Genomic DNA, 19,385 nt, shown 5'->3' on the forward strand with positions numbered 1-19,385 from the left:
CGTTGACGCTGTCATGCGGCTTTCTGTCCTCGACCTCGTCCCGGTGCGCACCGACCAGACCACTGCCGACGCGCTGACGGCCTCAACGCACCTTGCGCAGACTGCTGACCGGCTGGGATACACCCGCTACTGGATCGCCGAACACCACAACATGCCCGCGGTCGCAGCGACCAGCCCGCCAGTGGTGATCGCGCATCTCGCCGCGCACACCTCGCAGCTGCGGCTCGGTTCGGGCGGGGTGATGCTGCCCAACCATGCGCCACTGGCGGTTGCCGAACAGTTCGCGCTGCTGGAGGCCGCCCACCCCGGCCGGATCGACCTGGGCATCGGCCGGGCACCGGGCTCGGACCCAGTCACCTCGCTCGCTTTGCGCGGCGCCGCTGGACGCGACGACCGTGATATCGAGGCGTTCCCGCAGTACCTCGACGACGTGGCGGCGTTGATGGGCGCCCGCGGGGTCCGGGTACCGCTGCCACGGGATCTGATGCGGGAGAACTACATACTCAAGGCCACACCGGCCGCGGCCACCGAGCCGCGGCTGTGGCTGCTCGGCTCGTCGATGTACTCCGCACACCTGGCCGCCGCCAAGGGCCTGCCGTACGTTTTCGCCCACCATTTCTCCGGACACGGCACCGCTGAGGCGCTGGCCGTCTACCGTGACGAATTCGAGCCCAGCGACTTGGCGTCGGAGCCGGTGACGTTCCTGACCGTCAACGCCGTGGTGGCCGAAACCACTGATGAGGCAAAGGCATTGCTGCTGCCACAACTGCAGATGATGGGGCGGCTGCGTACCGGACAGCCGCTGGGCGCGCTGGACCTGGTCGAGGATGCCGAAGCGACCACCATGACCCCGCAAGCCCAGGCCGTGGTGGCAGCCGGCCTCCAGCGTGCTGTGGTCGGTTCCCCGGCCGAAGCTGCCGACCAGGTAAGGGCGCTGGCCGAGGAGTTCGACGTCGACGAGGTCATGGTCAACCCGGTGGCCTCTGCCCGCCGCGGCGCCGATCCGGCCACCGCGACCGCCCGCGACACCACGCTCGAACTACTGGCGAAGGAACTGTTCTAAGGCGTCAGCACCACGATCGGAATGGGCCGCGTCGTCTTCTTCTGGTAGGACTCGTAGCGGTGGGAATTGTTCTCGTTGACCAGCTTCCACAACCGCGCGTAGTCCGGATCATCGGGTAGCACGGGTTTCGCGGTCACGCCCAATCGCTTTGTGCCGACGTTGATTTCGACTTTCGGTTGAGCCTTGAGGTTGTGGTACCAGCCGGGGGACTTGGGCGCCCCGCCCATCGACGCGACCACCAGGTAACTCTCGCCGTCGCGGGCGTAGCTGAGCGTATTGATCCGCGCCTTACCGGTCTTGGCCCCGACGGTGTGCAACAACAGACTCGGCGGAACCCCGGGCAACCGGTGCCCGATCCGACCGTTGGTCTTCTGGTAGATCAGATCGTGGATGTGCAGCAGCCGCAGGCCGACCTGTTCCACCGGTGAGAGATGACTCATGGGTTCAATCCTGCTCGGCGGCGTCCAGTTGTGCCAGCGCCGCACGTAACAGTCGTCCGGACTCCTCCCGGTCCGGGTCGCGGCGCAGCAGCATGCCCTTGGCGAACGACAGTTTGTCGCCGTCGCGGCGCGGCACCACGTGCAGGTGGATGTGGAACACGCTCTGGAAGGCCGATTTGCCGTCGTTGATGACGATGTTGTTGCCGTCGGCGTGCAGCCCGGATTGCCGGGCGGCCCGGGCGATGCGCTGGCCGATGGCGGCCATGTCGGAGACTGTGGTCGGCGGGGTATCGGTCAGATCGACGGTGTGCTTCTTCGGGATCACCAGCGTATGGCCACGGCTGAACGGCCGGATGTCGAGAATTCCCAGGTAATCGTCGTCCTCGTAGATGCGGATGGCCGGTGCGTCACCGGCGACGATGGCGCAGAACACACATGACATCCCGTCACGTTAACCGTTGGCGGCCGCCCATTCGGCCACGCGGCGTTCCCGCTCTTCGGGTGAGTAGTCCTCGACGCGGGTCATCACGGTCCAGCGCTGGCCGAATGGATCCAGAATCGAGGCGAACCGGTCGCCGGTGACGAAGGTCTGCGCGGGTTCCCGGATGGTGGCGCCGGCCCTTTCCGCGCGCGCCACCACAGCGTCCACATCGGGGCAGTACAACCCCAGCGAGTGCGTGGCGGGCGCCGCCGGATCGGGAGCGGCGATCTGGAATGCGTCCTGTGGGTCGCCGAGCTGCAGGCGTCCTGTGCCGAAGTCCAGTTCGGCGTGGGCGACGGTGCCGTCGGGGCCGTCCATCCGCTCGACGACTTTCGCGCCGAACACGCTCTCATAGAACTCGATGGCCCTGGCGGCACCGTCGATACACAGGAACGGGGTCAGGCTGGTGTAGCCGTCCGGGATTGCTTTGTCGCTCATGCCGTCCAGTCTCGTAGCCTGTGTCTTGTGGCCGCTTGTAAAAACGCGCCAATGCGGGGCGTGGTCGGCCGTGCCGGCAGCAGCTCGGCATTCGATCTGAGCCGCTGGGCGCCGTCGGAGGACGCCGCGCGGTTCGTCGAGCATTTTTGGTCGGTCAGTTGGGACCGTCGTGACGAGGGGCCGTTCGAGAGCACCGTCATCACCTTCCCTGCGCTGCACCTCACCCATGAATGGGGAGAAGACCGCTGGCGTCACGGGTTTCAGCTGCCGTGCAGCTTGGTGCATGGCGTGGTGGACAAGGTGTTTCGGACGACGATCAGTGAGCGCGGCGCAGTGGTTGGCGCACGTTTCCGTCCGGGCGGGTTCTTGGCCCGGTTCGGTAGGGACGCCGCCGCACTGACGGGACGGGTCGCACCCGTCGACGACGAGTTATTCGGTGGGCGAATGATTTTCGACGACGATATCGAGTCTGCGGCCGCACAGATGGACGAGGCGATCGGGGCCTACGCGGGTGAACCCGACCCGACGTACCAGGCGCTGACCACGCTGGTGCGGCGGATCCGCGACGACGACACCCTGCACCGGGTGGAGCAGGTGATGAAGTGGTCGCCGTGGAGTGTTCGCACCACCCAACGGGTGTTCCGCCGTTATGTCGGCGTTCCGGTCAAATGGGTGCTGTGCCGGTACCGCCTGCAACAGGCCGCACTGGAGATCGAAAGCTGCCCGGGCGTCGACTTCGCCGACATCGCAGTGCGTCTCGGCTGGTATGACCAGGCGCACTTCATCAATGACTTCCGGACGATGCTGGGCTGCACGCCGGGTGAATACTCCACCAGGTATCAGAACGGTGGTGGTTCGTAGTTGGCGGCGAGCCAGGCTTGGCGTTGGCGTTCTTGTTCGGTGTTGAGTTCGGCGCGTTGGCGGCGTTCGGCGTTGATGCAGTCTGCGCGGTCTTGTTCGCGGGTTTGTTTGCGGGTGGGCATCATGATGGCGCGGTTGGTGGTGGGTGTTTGGGGTTCGGGCAGGCTCAGTTCGCCGGTGGGTTGGGCGAGGGTGGGGAAGAGTGCAGCGCCGTGGGGTTCGGTGGTGTAGGTGTGCCCGGTGGGCGAGGTGAAAACGATTGTGCCGTCGGGTAGTTGGCGGTCAGTCCAGCCGCCGGGTCCGGTGTAGAAGGTCTTGACGAGATGATGTGGACGGCAGTAGAGCTTGGTGTTGGACGGGTGGGTCGGCCCGGCAGGATACGGCGTGGTGTGGTCGATGTCGCAGCGGCCGGCGGGGGCGTCGCAGCCGGGGAAGCGACAGGTCAGGTCGCGCCAGCGGATGAATTCGGCCAACGCCACCGACGGTCGGTAGCTCGGATCAGTCTGATCGGCGGGCGCCGTCACGGGTTTGAGGGTGGCGGTTGTGGCGAGTTCGCGGACGGTGTCGGCGGGTTGGATGCCGAAGCCGGGGATATAGCCCGGCGCGTCGCTGGTCCCGTCGAGGGTGGCTTGGTCGGCCAGCACGTGGATCACCACGGCCGCGGCTTTCTTGTGTTCGGTGGCCACCGGGCAGTCCTGGAAGCCGCACTGGCAGGCCATCCATTCTTGGAGGCGGGCCACGGGCCCCAGGGCGTCGGTGCGGCGTTGTTCGAAGGTGCGGGGATCGCGGTCGCAGACGGTGTTGGCCACGGCGTCGAGGCGTTGGTCGAGGGCGGCGCCGTCTTCGGCGCGTACGGTGCCGAAGATGGTGGCGGTGCCGGGGCGGTCGGGTTGGATTTGGATGAAGCGTTTGTCGTCGACGGCGGGTGGGACGCGTACCCCGTTGGGGTCGAGTTTGGCGACACAGCGGTCGATGCGGTCGTTGAGTTTGCGTTCGGACAGTTTCATCCATCGCACCGCCTGGGTGGCCAGGGCCTCATCAAGCTGGGGCCAGACGGTTTCCTCGACGGTGTCGGTGCGGGCGATGAGGGCGGCGACCATTCGCAGGTCGATGACACCGGTGGCGAACACCGCCGCGACTTTGGGTAGCCGGTCGCGCAGCGCGCGGGCGTGGCGGATCCGCCAGCCGGCCCGCGAGCGGCTGATGTTGAGGGCGGCGGAGAGTTCGGCGGCGACGGCTTCGAAGGGGTCGGTGGTCCAGAGCGCCATCTCGGCCAGTTCCACGGCGCGGCGGGCATCGAGTTCGCCGATCACGGCGAACCGGTGGGCGATGGCGGCTGACTCTGCCCGCGACGCGGTGCTTAGCGCGTCGATCAGATCGGCGTCAGAGTCGTGTTCGAACATGTGTTCGATACTACTCCGGATGGCCGACAAATCGCTTCACTTACTTGCTGACGGCGGCCACGATGTCGTCCACTGCGGTGTCGATGCCCAAAGCCGTGTCCACCCGCAGGACGGGACTGTCCCACGGTTGATACTCCCGGCGCTGCACTTGCTCCCAGGTAGGAACTGTCAGTCCATCCAAATCCGACGTCCGAGCCTCAACCCGGTCGCGATGAAGGCGTGGGTCGCTGCAAATGACTTCGACGTTGAGCGACAACGCATCAGCTGCGACGGCGACCTCCGACCAGGACTGCCGGGTGACGACGAGGGGGTTCACGCTATCGGCGATGACGTTGTGCCCGGCACGCAGTAAGTCGGCCGCGAGCCGGTAGGCGACCTGATAACCCGCATCAGGGACAGCGTCCCAACCGCCCGCCGCCGCGACGATTCCGCAACTGACCATTGCGGATTCGATGGTGTCAATCCGCAGATGGACTGCGTCAAGACGCTGACTCGCCTGGCGCGCGATGGTGGTCTTACCGACCCCGGGAAGACCGGAGAGGACGACGAGCACACCGGTGCGTCCGGACTCGGCCATACCTCGGAGCATATGGCCTAAACCTCCAGTGCGGCCCGCCACGCGGCAAGCTTGGCTTCGTACCGCATGGTCTGCGCTGGGCTGGTCGATGGAGCCCGGACGGCGGGCAGCGAGACCGACCCGACCAGGCGGCGGTAGTTCGTTTCGGCGGCAGCGCCGTTGAACACCAGCCGCTCGATCCCTGGGTGGGCGGCAAAGAGTTGCGCAAAATCATTGGGCACCATGCTGTCCCGCTCGACGGCCGAGTCCAGGCTGCCGACCCGACGACAGGACCGCAGCACGTCCCACACCGCGACACCATGGCCACGCAGTGCCGACACCCGTGCCTCGTACGGCGCATCGAAGTCGAACTCGAAGATCGCCCCGGTGATCCGCCAAAACCCGTTCCGCGGATTGCCGTAGTACTGCTTGGTGGCCAACGAGATCGCGCTGGGCATGTTGCCGAGGATCAGCACGCGGGCGCGCTCGTCAGCGATCGGCGCCAACCCGTGCAGCACCTCAGATCGATACGTAGATCGCACCGTCGGTTTCGGTGACCTCATAGGTACCAAGGCTTTTCGAGGCGGGTCCGTTGAGCACCGAGCCGTTGGTGATGTCGAAGCGGCAGCCGTGGCACTGGCACATCAGGGTCGTGCCGGTGAGCAAGCCCGCTGAGAGCGGGCACGGTTCGACGGGGCACAGGTCGTCGAACGCGTAGAGCCGCCCACCCACGCGGGCCACCGACACCCGGTGCTTGAGATCGTCCAGGTAGAAGGGAATAACTGCGCCTTCGGGCAACTGGTTCGCGTCGCCGAGGCGCCGTAACGGCTTGGTCGGTGTGCTCACGGTGACCTCTTCAGTACGGATAATCGGGAACGATGTCTTCTTGCCGGGCATCCAACCGCAGCTCACCGGGCGCGCCGGCGGGCACCAACGGCCGGTGCGGCATCGTCGCGGCCAGCCTTTCGTATCCGGATCCGAGCGGCGGGCGGAGGTCGGCGTCACCCTTGTTGGGCCACAACGACATTGCGCGCTCGGCCATCGCGGTGATCATCAGCGACGGGTTGACGCCCGGGTTGGATGGCATCACGCTGCCGTCGAGGATGTGCAATCCGGGCTGGCCGAAGACGCGCTGATATGGGTCGACGGCACCGTGTTCGGCGTTGTCACCGATCGGCATCCCGCCGATGAAGTGCGCTGAGGCGGTGCGGTTGACGGACTCGAACATCAGCGCGTACTGCTTGCTGTTCATCCGTTTCGCGAGGCGGTCGGAGAATTCTTCGACAATCGGGATGTGCACCGGCGGCGAATTGGGCCCGCTCTTGCGGCTGCGCAGCATGCCGTTCTTCCAGTACAACTCGATCGACGTGTCGTCGGCCTGCATGCACAGCATCACCGCCATGCGTTCAGACCAATGCCGAACATCGTTGGCACCCAGAACATTGCCCGGGTTGGTCAACAGTTCTCTCAGCCAATCCCGCGTGGGGTGCTCCTGCTCGCCGCGCTGGTGATAGCTGAACAACAGCGCCATGAAGTTGCTCCCCGGTCCGTAGTAGACGGGTTCGATGCTCGTCATGTCGTCGGGCCATACACCGGAGGTGATGGAGACTGCGCCGGGGGTGACGTGGACCTTCTCCGGATCGCTCTTCCAATCGCTGTACGGACGAATGATGTTGAGCAGCTGCTCGGAGTTGGTGCGGGCGCGCTGGCCGAGCTCGGCGGACATGCCGTCGAGCTTCCCGTCGTGCTGCATGTGCAGGAGCAGCTTTGCCGTCCCGTAGGCATGCGCCGCGACGATCACCTGGTCCGCGGTGTAGCGATGGCGGTGCAGGTGAACCGCGCGCTGTGCCCAGCCGGGATGGCGGGTCAGTACCTCGAAGCCGCCGCCGTCGCGCCGGGTGACCTCGTAGACCTCATGCAACTCGTGGACGACGGCGCCGAGCTTCTCGGCCAGATACAGGTAGTTGACATTCAGCTTGTTCTTGGCGTTGCGTCCGCAGCCGATCATGCAGTCACCACAGTTGATGCAGCCCCGGCGGCGCGGGCCCACGCCACCGAAGTACGGATCCTCTTCTTCGACGCCGGGGGTGCCGAAGTAGACCCCGACCGGGGCCCGGTTGAACGTGTGGCCGACGCCCATGTCGACAGCCACCTGATGCATCTCGCGGTCGAAGTCGGTCGGCATGTACGGCACCCGAACGACACCGAGCATGCGACGGGCCTGGTCGATGTAGGGGGCCAATTCGTCAGCCCAGTCGGTGATGCCTGCCCACTCGGGTGCATTGAAGAACCGCCGCGGCGGTACGTACAACGTGTTGGCATACACATGGGAACCGCCGCCGACGCCGGCACCGGACAGAATCAACACGTCATCGAGAAACTCGATGCGTTGTACGCCGAACATTTCCAGTTCGGGCTGCCACAGGAACTTGCGGACATTCCAGCTGGTTTCGGGAACCTCGTCGTCGGGCCAACGCTTTCCAGACTCCATCACGGCGACGGAGTAGCCCTTTTCGGCGGCCCGCATCGCGGCAACGCTGCCGCCGAATCCGGAACCGACAACGATTACGTCGTAATGCGCGTCCACGTCTGACATGTGTCCTGAGCGTAATACGCGTCGAGTATCGCCAACGGCATTACCACGAAACTAATCCGAAGATTCGGATGACTTACCTCGTTGCGCCGGAGGAAAATTCAAATGCGGCCGATCAGATCTGACACGGTGGCGAATCGGTAACCGTCTGACCGTAATTCGGCAACAATGTGGGGGATTGCGGCGCGTGACGCGGCGCGGCTCTCGTACATCGCGTGCAACAGGATGATCGATCCCGGGCGCACCGAATCCACCGTTTGCCTGACGATCTCGTCCGTGCTCGGCTGGGATGCGGAATCCGGCTCCACGTCCCAGGTCACCGTGATGCGGTCATGCTTGGAGAGGTAACGCGGCAACGTCCACAGCTTCTTGCCGTAGGGCGGCCGAAATGTGATCGGGCCCTGGTAACCCGTCGCACGGATCGCGGCATCGGTCCGTTCGACCTCGTCGGCGACGGTTTGCGGTGACATCAGCAGCATCCGCTCGTGGGAGTAACTGTGATTGCCGATTTCGTGTCCCGCCGCGGCGATCGCCGCACCATGCGCAGGGGCGGCTTCCAACTCCCGGCCGGTCAGGTAGAAGGTTGCCGGCACGTCGGCATCTGCGAGAATCTGCAGCACTTCGGGGGTTTGGTCGGTCGGGCCATCGTCGAGGGTGAGTGCGACGACCTTTTCGGACGTGTCGACCCGGTCCACCAGTCGGCCCGCCAACTGGAAGGTTCTCGCGTTGGACACCCAGTACCCGCAGGCCGCCACTCCGACGATCACCGTCAATACCAGGGCCACACCCCACAGCCATCGGCGCATCCCTGCTGTATATCAACACCACGCAGGCGCCCCGAACGGCGTTGGGGGTATCACGTTCGGGGCGCCATGTGTGGTGGTCGTCAGCTCAGGTGATGGACCTCCTGCAGTCCGTACACCGGCGTCGCCAGCCCTTCGTAGCGGGCCTTGAGCTGCAACGCCAAATACAGTGAGTAGTGCCGGGATTGATGCAGGTTGCCGCCGTGGAACCACAGGTTGTCCTGTTGGGTGGGCTTCCACATGTTGCGCTGTTCGCCTTCCCACGGGCCAGGATCCTTCGTGGTGCCCGAGCCCAGACCCCAAACCTTGCCGACCTTGTCGGCGACCTCTTGCCCGATGAGATCGGCCGCCCAGCCGTTCATCGAGCCGAACCCGGTGGCGTAGACCACCACATCGGCAGGTAGTTCGGTGCCGTCGGCCAGAATCACCGCATCCTCGGTGAGCCGGTCGACCTGGCCGTGTGCGAGTTTCACGCTGCCATCGGCGATCAGGTCCGAAGCGCCGACGTCGATGTAGTAGCCCGAGCCGCGGCGCAGGTACTTCATGAACAGCCCGGAGTCGTCGTCACCGAAGTCCAGATCGAATCCGGCAGCTTCCAGCCGCGCGTAGAAGTCCTTGTCGCGCTGGCGAATTGCGTCGTAGATGGGGCGCTGGAAATCGGCCATGATGGCATACGGCAGTGAGGCGAACGTCAGATCGGCCTTCTCGGTTGTCATGCCTGCGGCCACCGCGCGCTCCGAGTAGAGGTCGCCCAGGCCGATCTCCATCAGCGAATCCGACTTGACGATGTGGGTAGAGGATCGCTGCACCATCGTGACGTCGACGTCGTTCTCGTACAACGCCTTGCAGATGTCATGCGCGGAGTTGTTGGAGCCGATCACCACGGCCCGTTTGCCGGCATACCGATCGGGGCCGGGATGGTGACTCGAATGGTGCTGGTCTCCGCGGAACACTCCCTGACCGGCCAACGTCGGGATGCTCGGCTTGCCGGACATGCCGGTCGCGAGCACAAGGTGCGTCGGCCGCAGCGTCACCCGGTCGCCCTTGCGGTCCACCTCGACTGTCCAACGCTGCTCGGTCTCGTCATAGCTGGCGGACAGGCAGGTCGTCGAACTCCAGTACGGTACCTCCATCACCCGGGTGTAGAACTCCAGCCAGTCGCCGATCTTGTCCTTCGGTGCGAACACCGGCCAGTTCGGCGGGAACGGCAGATACGGCAGATGGTCGTACCACACCGGGTCGTGCAGGCACAGTGACTTGTAGCGCTTGCGCCACTGGTCGCCGGGCCGTTCGTGTTTGTCGACGACGATGGCCGGCACGCCGAGCTGGCGCAGTCGCGCTCCGAGCGCGATGCCGCCCTGGCCGCCGCCGATCACCAGGGTGTAGGGCTGCTCGGAGTAGCCGAGCGTCAGCTCCTCGTCAAGGCGCTTCTCAGCCCACGAGCGGGTGTCGGGGTCAGAGCCGTGCACCGCACCCAGCACCCGGGTGGCACCTTTGCGCTCCTCGTGGCCTTTGATCTCCTGCAGGGTGGTCAGCAGTGTCCATGCTTGGTCATCCCGCAGCCGCAGATGCCCGTTTCCGCGGCCGGCCGCGGTTTCGAACTCGATGAACGCCGAGGTGATGACCGCATCGCCGTCGAATTCCTCGGTCGGCGTCTCCTTGGTCCGGAAGCCCGACGGGTCGGTGTCGTCGAGCCGCGCGGTCAGCATGTCGGCAATGCCGTCGTGCCCGTCGACGGTCTTGATGTTCCAGGTGAAGGCGACGAGGTCGCGCCAGAAGCTGTCGGTGGCGAACTTGTCGATGACGCGAGCGATGTTCCGGGAGGCCAGGGCGGACTCGAAGTCGGCCAGCCACGCATCGACCCGCTCCTGCGGTGACAGAGTGGCCAGCGGTGCAACGGTGGTCTGAGTCATGGGCCTAGCGCACACCGCGGTGCAAGGTTGCGACAAGGGTTGCACGGGGTTGCAGGACACCGACTGTTTGATTGCGGAAACATGACCCGCAACGTGTTGCAACTCTTCCGGCGCGTGCTCTGGGTCACCTAGAACAGCGGTATGAAAGCAGCCGTGTACTACGGACCGAACAAGGTCGAGGTCACCGACGTTCCCGAGCCCCAACCCGCGGCGGGCACCGTCAAAGTCAAGGTCGGATTCAACGGGATCTGCGGCACTGACCTGCACGAATACTATGCGGGACCGATCTTTGTGCCGACCGAGCCGCATCCGCTGACCGGCAGGCAACTTCCGCTGACCATGGGGCACGAGTTCTCCGGCACCATCACTGACATCGGCGCCGGCGTCACCGATTTCGCGCCCGGCGACCGGGTCGCGATCGAACCGATCTATCGCTGTGGAAAATGTGGTCCCTGCCGGGCCGGGACCTACAACATTTGTCAGCAGATCGGCTTCCACGGCCTGATGTCGGACGGCGGCATGGCCGAGTACACCGTGGTGCCGACCGACATGCTGCACCGGTTGCCCGACAACGTATCGCTGGAACTGGGGGCACTGGTCGAGCCGATGTCGGTGGCCTATCACGCAGCCACGTTGGGTGAGGTGGGCCCACTGCACACGGCGGTGATCTTCGGTGCGGGACCGATCGGGATCGGGTTGTGGTTCGCGCTGCGCGGCAAAGGCCTGGATTCGGTGTTCGTGTCCGAACCCTCACCCACCCGGCGTGCGGCGATCGAGGCGCAGGGCGCCAGGACCCTTGACCCGACGCAGATCGACGTTCCTGCGTTCATCGCCGACCACACGTCGGGGCGCGGGGCCGACGCCGCGTTCGACGCCGCCGGGGTCGCCCCCGCCGTCGAAGCGGCGACAGCTTGTGTCGGTGCACGCAGGCCGACCATCAGCGTCGCGATCTACGAGAAGCCGTTGACCACCCCGCTTCTGAATCTGGTGATGAACGAGTCCCGGATCCAGGGTTCGCTGTGTTACACCTCCGCCGATTTCGAAGCGGTCATCGACCTGATGGCGCAAGGGGTGTACGACACGACGGGCTGGGTGAGCGCGATCGGGATCGACGACGTCGTCGACGAGGGCTTCGAAGCCCTCCACGCGGGAACGAAGATGAAGGTGCTCGTCGACCCCGCGAAGTAATTCGGTAGGGGGATGCAGCACATTGCTGTGACATGGAGCACAATCGTGGGTGATGGCCGGTTCGTCGGTACCTGAGCCCGCGGTCGCGTCTGGCGACGACCCGCGGCGATACGCCATGCTGCTGTCCGAGGTGTACGACGCCACGATGTCCGGTTCCCGGGCGCCTGCGCGGCCTCGTGAACTGATCGCCGATTCGTGGAAACGCCTGATGGGCAAAGGTATCCATCCTGAGCGTCATTCGCCGCCGCAGATCGACACCAGCGGGCTGGATATGCTGCGGCAATCATCGGGGTTGCTGACCGTCCTCGACGACGTATCGCGTGGGCTGGATTCGGTGATCGACGAGGGCCACAACATCCTGGTGATGGCCGATGCCCGCGGCCGGGTGCTGTGGCGTTCGGGCTCGCCCCGCGTCTTGAGCCTGGCCGACCGGCTCGGATTCATCGAGGGTGCGGTCTGGAGTGAGAACTCGGTGGGCACAAATGGGATCGGCACAGCGCTGGCCTCCCACCGTGCGGTGCAGATCTTCTCCGCCGAGCACTTTCTGCGCAGCCACCACCCGTGGACGTGTGCCGGCGCCCCGATCAGGGATCCGCGCACCGGGCACGTCATCGGCATCGTCGACGTGTCCGGGCCGGCCGCGACCGTGCACCCGACCACCGTCGCGCTGGTGGATCTGGTGGCTCGACTGGCCGAGTCGAAGCTGCGCGAGGCGCACGACCGCACGCTCAACCGGCTGCGGACGGTGTCGGCGCCCATCCTGGCCCGAATGGGTGCTCCGTCGCTCGCCGTCGACCCGCATGGCTGGGTGGCGGCCGTCGACTCACTACCGCTGCACAATCGGATTCTGTTGCCGGAGAACGGCATACCGGGCCGGGTATGGATACCGCCGTTCGGGATGTGTGACGTGGAGTCACTGCCTGACGGTTGGCTGGTCCGGGTCGCCGACGAAGCCGAGGAAAGCCCCGCGCTGTCTCGGATCACCCTCGATCTGCGCGACGGGAACGAACCCTCGCTGGAGATGACCGGCCAATTCGGTAGCTGGCGGCGGGGAATCTCCAGCCGACACGCCGAAATCCTGCTCATCCTGGCCACCTGCCCGCAGGGCCGGTCGGCGACGGAGCTGGCCGACGACCTGTACGGGGACCGCTCGCGGGTGGTTACGGTGCGGGCGGAGATGTCGCGCCTGCGCAAGCAGTTCGCCGGTTTGGTCGCCGGAAAGCCGTACCGCTTCGGCGACTCGGTGGACGTCGAAATCCGGTACCCGCAGGACATGTCGACACTGCTCACATCGTCAACCGCGCCGGCTGTCCGCGCGGCCCGCAACCTCGGTTGAGCTGTCGAGCTTTATCGAATCTTCATCGAACGACTAGGGCAGCCACATCGACAGCGGGCAGGCTCGAAGTCATGTGGATACGGACAACTTTGGTAGGCGCAGGCGCTCTCGTGGCGGTCGCGGTGGCGGCAGGCTGTAGCAACGACACGGCGGATCAGTCGGCAAATACCCCAACACCGGCGCCCTCGATCAGCGTCACCAGCTCGGTGGCCCCGGGAGCCGAGGCGCACAACGACGCCGACGTGATGTTCGCCCAGCACATGATTCCGCACCACCGGCAGGCGGTCGAGATGAGCGACATGTTGCTGGCCAAACAGGGTATCGACGCGCGGGTGACCGATCTGGCCACGCAAATCAGGGCCGCACAGGCGCCGGAGATCGAGCAGATGCAGGGCTGGCTGAAGCAGTGGGGCAATCCGCCGATGCCGCCAATGCCGTCCGGGGACACGGCCCACGGGGGCATGGAGCACGGCGACATGGGCGACGGCGGTATGCCCGGCATGCAGGGGATGATGTCGGAGGCTGACATGACCGCACTGCAGAACGCCCAGGGCGTCGAAGCCGCGAAGCTGTTCCTGACGCAGATGATCGCCCATCACGAGGGCGCCATCACCATGGCGCAGGACGAGATCGACGACGGTCAGTTCCCGGCCGCGGTGGAGATGGCTCGCACCATCGTCACCACGCAGCAGCAGGAGATCGACACCATGCGCGGCATTCTGGGCACGCTCTAAGCGACGGTTGGCAGGGTGATCGTGAAGGTCGTTCCGGCCGCTTCGCTGGTCGCGGTGATGCGGCCGCCGTGGGCTTCGACGAGCGCCTTGGCGATCGCCAGGCCGATGCCCGACCCGCCGTGGCCGCGGTCGCGCGCGGTATCGGCCCGGTAGAACCGTTCGAAGATATGCGGCAGATGTTCGGCGGGTATGCCGTCGCCCGTGTCGGCCACGGTCAGCGTGACGGAACCGGCTCCCGGGCGGGCTTCGACCGATACCCTGCCGCCCGGCGGGGTGTGCTGCAGGGCGTTGTCGAGCAGGTTGCCCAGAACCTGCCCGAGCCGGTGCGGGTCTGCCCACAGCGACGGCAGGTCCGTGGGAATTGCGGAGTGCAAGGCCACGCCTTTGGCGTCGTACCGGTCGCGCGCCGCGGCCACCGCGGCGGCCACCACGTCGTCAACCGTGACCGAAACGGGGTGGAACGTGGCTTGGCTCTCCTCGGCCTGAGCAAGGGCGGCCGCGTCGCCGGCGAACCGCACCAGCCGGTGAGTCTGGCCGCGCAGCATCGAAACCGTCTCGGGGTCAAGGGTTCTCACTCCGTCCTCCACGGCTTCGAAGTAGGCTTCCAATACCGAGACAGGGGTGCGAATCTCGTGCGCCAGATCGCTGAAGAGCTGCCGACGGCTGGCGTCCACCGCCTCCAGTCGTCCTGCCATCTGGTTGAAAGCCCGTGCCAGAGCGTCGAAGTCGTCACCAAGGTGCGCTGGTGGCACCCGAGAGTCGTAGTGACCGTCGGCGACGGCAGTTGCCGCTCTGGCGACGTCGGTGACCGACCGCTGCAGGCGCCGGCTGACGTACCACGTGACGACGAGGGCGGCCAGCACGGCCACGAAGAGGGCGACACCGACCGAGATCGCCGTGGCGTAGACGTAGGCTTCCTCGGCGTGCATCTGCTCGGCCGAATCACCGGAAACCCCGGCGCGGTGCAGATGTTCACGGAACAGTGGCGGGCCGACGATGGCCGCCACCAGTCCGGTCGTCGCGGCACCGGTGCCCAGTACCAGTGCTTGGGCAAACAGCAGCCGGGCACCGAGGCCGGGCCTTGTGCCGGAGCGGCCGGTCACAGCCCGGTGCCCATGCGGTATCCGACGCCCCGGACGGTGACCACATAGCGTGGGGCCGCCGGGTCGTCGCCGAGTTTGCGGCGGAGGTGCCCGATATGGACGTCGACGAGGTGTTCGTTGCCGACGTAGGTTGGTTCCCAAACGGTTTCGAGGAGCTGACGACGGCTCAGCACCACCCCTGGCCGGTCCGACAACGCGGCAAGCACGTCGAACTCGGTGCGAGTCAACGTGATCGGGTCGTCGCCGAGGAACACCTGGCGCCCACCCACGTCGATCCGCAGCGCACCGAAAACCCTGGTGTCGGGCAGGTGCAGCGCAGACGGGCTACGCGGCCGGCGAAGCATGGCCCGGATGCGGGCGACCAGCTCTCGCGGGCTGAATGGCTTGGTCACGTAGTCGTCGGCGCCGACCGACAGCCCGACGATGGTGTCCATTTCGGTGTCGCGCGCGGTCAGCATCACCACGTACGCGTCGGAGAACGTGCGCAACTGGCGGCAGGCTTCGACCCCGTCGACACCGGGCAACCCGAGGTCGAGCACCACGACATCGGGGTCGACTTCGCGGGCCAGCCGCAGGGCCTCGTGCCCGTCGTGGGCGACGCTCACCTCGAACTGTTCGCGCACGAGGTAGCTGGCGATGACGCCCGCCAGCGGGACCTCGTCGTCGACGATCAGTGCACGGTAGCCGCCCGGGGTTCGATCCATAGTCCTATGGTGCATGAGGCCCAGCCTAATACCCTAGGGGGGTATAGTATGAAACAGAGAAACATCGTCAGTCTGTAGAAGGGAAGCCGAATGAGCATCCAAACCGTCACTGTCACCGGGATGACCTGCGGGCATTGCGCCTCCTCGGTGCGTGAAGAGGTGGGCAGCATTCCGGGCGTCACCGCAGTCGATGTCGACCTGGCCAGCGGGCTGGTCACCATCGACAGTGCCGGTCAGGTCGAGCCCGGAGTCATCCGGGACGCCGTGGCCGAGGCCGGCTACGCAGTAGCGGGCTGAGCGGAACCGTGACCGCGACGCAGAAGATCGCCGGATTCACCGCGGGCCTCGCGGTGATATTCGCCGTCGCCCTCGGGCTCGGCATGGTGTGGGGACCGGCGAACACGCCGGCCACCCCGGCCTACGCACTGGAACTCGCCGACTCGCAGCCGGCGTCAGGTGACAAGGTGCCGGTGCGGTTCCGCATCACCGACAGCTCGGGTGCCGCGGTGACGGACTACGTCGAAACGCATGAAAAGCCCCTGCACCTCATCGTGGTGCGCCATGACCTCACCCGATACCAGCACGTGCACCCGACGTTGGACGACACCGGCACATGGAGCGTCGACCTCAATCTGCGCAGCGCAGGGGACTACCGCGTGTTCGCCGACTTCGTCCCGGCGGGCACCGATGGCCTGACGCTGGGAGCCGACCTGCGGGTGGCCGGCGACTACGAGCCGCAGCCGCTGCCCGCACCGGCCGCCGCGACGACCGTCGACGGATACACCGTCACCCTGGCGGGCTCGCCGAAGGCGGGCGAGCCGTCCGAGCTGACGCTGTCGGTGAGCCGGGGCGGCAAGCCGGTCACCGACCTGCAGCCCTACCTGGGCGCGTACGGGCATCTCGTCGCCTTGCGTGCCACGGACCTGACCTACCTGCACGTGCACCCGATGGGTGAACCCGGTGACTCCGTCACCCCGGCCGGTCCGGCGATCGGATTCCACACGAGTTTCCCGAGCGCGGGGGACTACCGGCTGTATCTCGACTTCAAACACCGCGATGTGGTGCGCACGGCCGAATTCACCGTATCCGTGTCCGAGTCGGCGCACGGCGACGCGGAACACGGCCAAAGTCACAGCCACTGAAAGGAACCGCCATGACGGTTGAATTGCAGATCGGTGGGATGACGTGTGCCTCGTGCGCCGCGCGCATCGAGAAGAAGCTCAACAAGCTCGACGGCGTCACCGCCACCGTGAACTATGCGACGGAGAAGGCCAACGTCGACGTCGTGGGCGATGTTTCGCCCGAGCAGTTGATCGAGGTCGTCGAAACCGCGGGCTACACCGCGCACCTACCGCAGCCGGAACCTATCGAAGCGGGCGTCGAGAACGATCCCACGGCCGCGTTGCGTACCAGGCTCATCGTCTCCGCGGTGCTGACGGTTCCCGTCATCGCCATGGCGATGATCCCCGCGCTGCAATTCACCAACTGGCAATGGCTGTCGCTGACTCTCGCCGCCCCCGTGGTGGTTTGGGGCGCTTTACCGTTCCACCGTGCCGCCTGGCTGAACCTGCGCCACGGCACCGCCACCATGGACACCCTGATCTCGATGGGCACCATCGCGGCGTTCGGTTGGTCGCTGTACGCGCTGTTCTGGGGGACCGCGGGCGTCGCCGGTATGACGCACCCGTTCACCCTGGCCATCTCCCGCACCGACGGCACCGGCAACATCTACCTTGAGGTCGCCGCCGGGGTCACCACCTTCATCCTGGCCGGCCGCTACTTCGAGGCCAGGTCCAAGCGTCGTGCCGGTGCGGCATTGCGGGCGCTGCTCGAACTGGGTGCCAAAGATGTCGCGGTGCGCAGAGAAGGTATGGAGCAACGAATTCCGATCGAACAGCTGATTGTCGGAGACGAGTTCGTGGTGCGGCCCGGTGAGAAGATCGCCACCGACGGCGTGGTGGTCGAGGGTTCCTCGGCGGTGGACGCGTCGATGCTCACCGGGGAATCGGTGCCGGTCGAGGTCGGACGCGGTGATCAGGTGGTCGGGGCGACGGTCAACGTCGGCGGCCGGCTCGTGGTTCGGGCCAACAGAATTGGATCCGACACCCAGCTCGCCCAGATGGCCCGGTTGGTCGAAGATGCCCAGAACGGCAAGGCGCAGGCACAACGCCTGGCCGACAAGATCTCCGGCGTGTTCGTACCCATCGTGATCGCGCTTGCGGTGGCGACGCTGGGCTTTTGGATCGGCACCGGGGGATCGGTCGCCGCGGCGTTCACCGCTGCCGTCGCGGTGCTGATCATCGCCTGCCCGTGTGCGCTCGGTCTGGCCACCCCGACCGCGCTCATGGTCGGCACCGGACGGGGCGCCCAGCTCGGCATCCTCATCAAGGGGCCCGAAGTGCTGGAGTCCACCCGCCGGATCGACACGATCGTGCTGGACAAGACGGGCACCGTCACCACCGGCACGATGACACTGCTCGATGTGATCACAGCCGACGACGAGGAACCCGGCGAGGTCCTTCGCCTGGCGGGTGCGGTGGAGGATGCCTCCGAGCATCCGATCGCCAGGGCAATCGCCAAGGGTGCCAAAGAAAAGGTCGGGGAGCTTCCTGCGGTCGAGGATTTCGCCAACGCCGAGGGACTCGGCGTCCAGGGCGTCGTCGACGGGCACGCTGTGGTGGTCGGCAGGAGCCGGCTGCTGGCGGACTGGGCACAACTACTGCCGCCCAAGCTCAACGACGCGATGCGCGAAGCCCAGGGCCAGGGCCGCACCGCAGTGGCCGTGGGCTGGGACGGTAAGGCGCGTGGGGTTCTGGTGGTCGCGGATGCGGTCAAGCCGACCTCTGCCGAGGCGATCAAGCAGCTGCGTGCGCTCGGGCTGAAACCCATCATGCTGACCGGCGACAACGAGGCCGCAGCCCGGGCCATCGCGAAAGACGTTGGTATCGAGGATGTCTATGCCGACGTGCTGCCCCAGGACAAGGTGGACGTGATCAAGGGCCTGCAGGCCGAAGGCGACGTGGTCGCCATGGTCGGTGATGGAGTGAACGACGCGGCGGCGTTGGCGCAGGCCGACCTGGGTTTGGCAATGGGCACCGGCACCGACGTCGCCATCGAGGCGAGCGATCTGACCCTGGTGCGCGGTGATCTGCGGGCCGCGCCCGACGCGATTCGGTTGTCCCGCAGGACGTTGGCCACCATCAAGGGCAACCTCTTCTGGGCCTTCGCCTACAACGTCGCTGCGCTCCCGTTGGCTGCCGCGGGGCTGCTGAACCCGATGCTGGCCGGTGCGGCGATGGCGTTCTCGTCGGTGTTCGTGGTCAGCAACAGCTTGCGGCTGAGGCGGTTCCGTTGACGCGATTCGCCCTCATCGCGGCGATCGTATGCTGGGCGCTGGTCGCCGCGGGACAGTGGCAGTCGGTGTCGGACGAACCTGCCCACCATCCGCACGCCGTCGCGGCGTCGATCGGCGACCAGGCCGGCGTCGTCATCGATCATCCGCACGCCGGCGATGGAACGGACGCACACCTTCCTGACAGCTTCGCCAGTGCCGTTCTCCCCAGGGCGGCAGGGTCATTGACAACACTCGCGCTGGTCGCGTTCATCTTGGGCTGCGCCGTGTTGTGCGGATGCATCCTGCTACGCGCCACCAGGGGGCCGCCGGACCGCCGAGCGTCCGTCCACACCGGTCAGTCGATTCTGATTCGGTTCTGCATCGCGCGCCGCTGACAGGCAGCGCCGGGCGATTCCAACTGTCGCCCAACGCTGT

The 19,385-nt window shown here is 66.2% G+C and carries 21 protein-coding genes; 9 read left to right on the forward strand and 12 right to left on the reverse strand.

From position 1 onward, the window contains the following. Positions 1–13 precede the first annotated feature (13 nt). Positions 14–1,063, forward strand: a complete 1,050-nt coding sequence (locus tag ABQF30_RS24350; RefSeq protein WP_448468627.1) for an LLM class flavin-dependent oxidoreductase — start codon at positions 14–16, stop codon at positions 1,061–1,063. On the opposite strand, the gene ABQF30_RS24355 is transcribed toward ABQF30_RS24350, so the two are convergent. Genes ABQF30_RS24355 through ABQF30_RS24365 form a run of 3 tightly spaced genes read right to left on the reverse strand, consistent with a single transcriptional unit; the run spans position 1,060 to position 2,422 of the window. Beyond that, positions 1,060–1,503: a nitroreductase family deazaflavin-dependent oxidoreductase gene (locus ABQF30_RS24355; RefSeq protein WP_448468629.1), complete on the reverse strand. Its 444-nt coding sequence runs from the start codon at positions 1,501–1,503 to the stop codon at positions 1,060–1,062. The genes ABQF30_RS24350 and ABQF30_RS24355 overlap by 4 nt on opposite strands. Before the next feature lie 4 nt (positions 1,504–1,507). Next, positions 1,508–1,945, reverse strand: a complete 438-nt coding sequence (locus ABQF30_RS24360; RefSeq protein ID WP_448468631.1) for an HIT family protein — start codon at positions 1,943–1,945, stop codon at positions 1,508–1,510. A gap of 9 nt (positions 1,946–1,954) precedes the next feature. After that, a complete protein-coding gene (locus ABQF30_RS24365) occupies positions 1,955–2,422 on the reverse strand; it encodes a VOC family protein (RefSeq protein WP_448468633.1) in 468 nt (155 codons plus the stop codon). A 27-nt stretch (positions 2,423–2,449) separates the two neighbouring features. Here ABQF30_RS24365 and ABQF30_RS24370 point away from each other — a divergent pair, with 27 nt between their 5' ends. Further along, a complete protein-coding gene (locus tag ABQF30_RS24370) occupies positions 2,450–3,283 on the forward strand; it encodes an AraC family transcriptional regulator (protein ID WP_448468635.1) in 834 nt (277 codons plus the stop codon). On the opposite strand, the gene ABQF30_RS24375 is transcribed toward ABQF30_RS24370, so the two are convergent. The 7 genes from ABQF30_RS24375 to ABQF30_RS24405 all read right to left on the reverse strand — a co-directional run bounded on the left by ABQF30_RS24375 (position 3,262) and on the right by ABQF30_RS24405 (position 10,551). Beyond that, on the reverse strand, positions 3,262–4,686 hold the full coding sequence (locus tag ABQF30_RS24375; protein ID WP_448468637.1) for an HNH endonuclease signature motif containing protein: 1,425 nt from the start codon (positions 4,684–4,686) through the stop codon (positions 3,262–3,264). The two genes, ABQF30_RS24370 and ABQF30_RS24375, sit on opposite strands and share 22 nt — an antisense overlap. A gap of 40 nt (positions 4,687–4,726) precedes the next feature. Continuing rightward, positions 4,727–5,263, reverse strand: coding sequence for a P-loop nucleotide/nucleoside kinase family protein (locus tag ABQF30_RS24380; RefSeq protein WP_448468639.1), 537 nt, complete (start codon positions 5,261–5,263; stop codon positions 4,727–4,729). 17 nt (positions 5,264–5,280) lie between these two features. After that, positions 5,281–5,805 (reverse strand): DNA-deoxyinosine glycosylase, encoded by a 525-nt coding sequence (locus tag ABQF30_RS24385; RefSeq protein WP_448468641.1) that lies wholly within the window; start codon positions 5,803–5,805, stop codon positions 5,281–5,283. Then, a complete protein-coding gene (locus ABQF30_RS24390; protein WP_448468643.1) occupies positions 5,762–6,088 on the reverse strand; it encodes a Rieske (2Fe-2S) protein in 327 nt (108 codons plus the stop codon). The genes ABQF30_RS24385 and ABQF30_RS24390 overlap by 44 nt, the downstream gene beginning before the upstream one ends. A 10-nt stretch (positions 6,089–6,098) precedes the next feature. Next, positions 6,099–7,838 carry a GMC oxidoreductase gene (locus tag ABQF30_RS24395; protein WP_448468645.1) on the reverse strand — a complete coding sequence of 580 codons (1,740 nt, stop codon included), beginning with the start codon at positions 7,836–7,838 and terminating at the stop codon, positions 6,099–6,101. 98 nt (positions 7,839–7,936) lie between these two features. Then, entirely contained in the window at positions 7,937–8,641 is a 705-nt protein-coding gene (locus tag ABQF30_RS24400) for a polysaccharide deacetylase family protein (protein ID WP_448468647.1), read from the reverse strand. A gap of 80 nt (positions 8,642–8,721) precedes the next feature. Continuing rightward, a complete protein-coding gene (locus ABQF30_RS24405; protein WP_448468649.1) occupies positions 8,722–10,551 on the reverse strand; it encodes a flavin-containing monooxygenase in 1,830 nt (609 codons plus the stop codon). 141 nt (positions 10,552–10,692) lie between these two features. Here ABQF30_RS24405 and ABQF30_RS24410 point away from each other — a divergent pair, with 141 nt between their 5' ends. The 3 genes from ABQF30_RS24410 to ABQF30_RS24420 all read left to right on the forward strand — a co-directional run bounded on the left by ABQF30_RS24410 (position 10,693) and on the right by ABQF30_RS24420 (position 13,809). Beyond that, entirely contained in the window at positions 10,693–11,739 is a 1,047-nt protein-coding gene (locus ABQF30_RS24410; protein WP_448468651.1) for a 2,3-butanediol dehydrogenase, read from the forward strand. A gap of 52 nt (positions 11,740–11,791) precedes the next feature. Continuing rightward, the gene (locus ABQF30_RS24415; RefSeq protein WP_448468653.1) at positions 11,792–13,075 is read left to right on the forward strand and encodes a GAF domain-containing protein; all 1,284 of its coding nucleotides are present in this window, start codon (positions 11,792–11,794) and stop codon (positions 13,073–13,075) included. 71 nt (positions 13,076–13,146) lie between these two features. Continuing rightward, positions 13,147–13,809 carry a DUF305 domain-containing protein gene (locus ABQF30_RS24420; protein ID WP_448468655.1) on the forward strand — a complete coding sequence of 221 codons (663 nt, stop codon included), beginning with the start codon at positions 13,147–13,149 and terminating at the stop codon, positions 13,807–13,809. On the opposite strand, the gene ABQF30_RS24425 is transcribed toward ABQF30_RS24420, so the two are convergent. Further along, complete coding sequence (locus tag ABQF30_RS24425; RefSeq protein WP_448468657.1) at positions 13,806–14,912, reverse strand: sensor histidine kinase; 1,107 nt, start codon at positions 14,910–14,912, stop codon at positions 13,806–13,808. The genes ABQF30_RS24420 and ABQF30_RS24425 overlap by 4 nt on opposite strands. Then, positions 14,909–15,616 carry a response regulator gene (locus ABQF30_RS24430; protein ID WP_448468659.1) on the reverse strand — a complete coding sequence of 236 codons (708 nt, stop codon included), beginning with the start codon at positions 15,614–15,616 and terminating at the stop codon, positions 14,909–14,911. The genes ABQF30_RS24425 and ABQF30_RS24430 overlap by 4 nt, the downstream gene beginning before the upstream one ends. A 90-nt stretch (positions 15,617–15,706) precedes the next feature. Between ABQF30_RS24430 and ABQF30_RS24435 the strand changes: the two genes are divergently transcribed. From ABQF30_RS24435 to lpqS, 4 genes are read left to right on the forward strand one after another with little or no spacing between them, the layout of a single operon-like run. Further along, entirely contained in the window at positions 15,707–15,913 is a 207-nt protein-coding gene (locus tag ABQF30_RS24435) for a heavy-metal-associated domain-containing protein (RefSeq protein WP_448468661.1), read from the forward strand. Between the two features lie 8 nt (positions 15,914–15,921). Next, the gene (locus tag ABQF30_RS24440; protein ID WP_448468663.1) at positions 15,922–16,758 is read left to right on the forward strand and encodes a DUF8832 domain-containing protein; all 837 of its coding nucleotides are present in this window, start codon (positions 15,922–15,924) and stop codon (positions 16,756–16,758) included. A gap of 11 nt (positions 16,759–16,769) precedes the next feature. Continuing rightward, the gene (locus tag ABQF30_RS24445; protein WP_448468665.1) at positions 16,770–18,971 is read left to right on the forward strand and encodes a heavy metal translocating P-type ATPase; all 2,202 of its coding nucleotides are present in this window, start codon (positions 16,770–16,772) and stop codon (positions 18,969–18,971) included. Next, on the forward strand, positions 18,968–19,345 hold the full coding sequence (lpqS, locus tag ABQF30_RS24450) for a putative copper homeostasis (lipo)protein LpqS (protein ID WP_448468667.1): 378 nt from the start codon (positions 18,968–18,970) through the stop codon (positions 19,343–19,345). The genes ABQF30_RS24445 and lpqS overlap by 4 nt, the downstream gene beginning before the upstream one ends. Positions 19,346–19,385: the final 40 nt, after the last annotated feature.

This window comes from Mycolicibacterium sp. XJ870, from assembly GCF_053483975.1.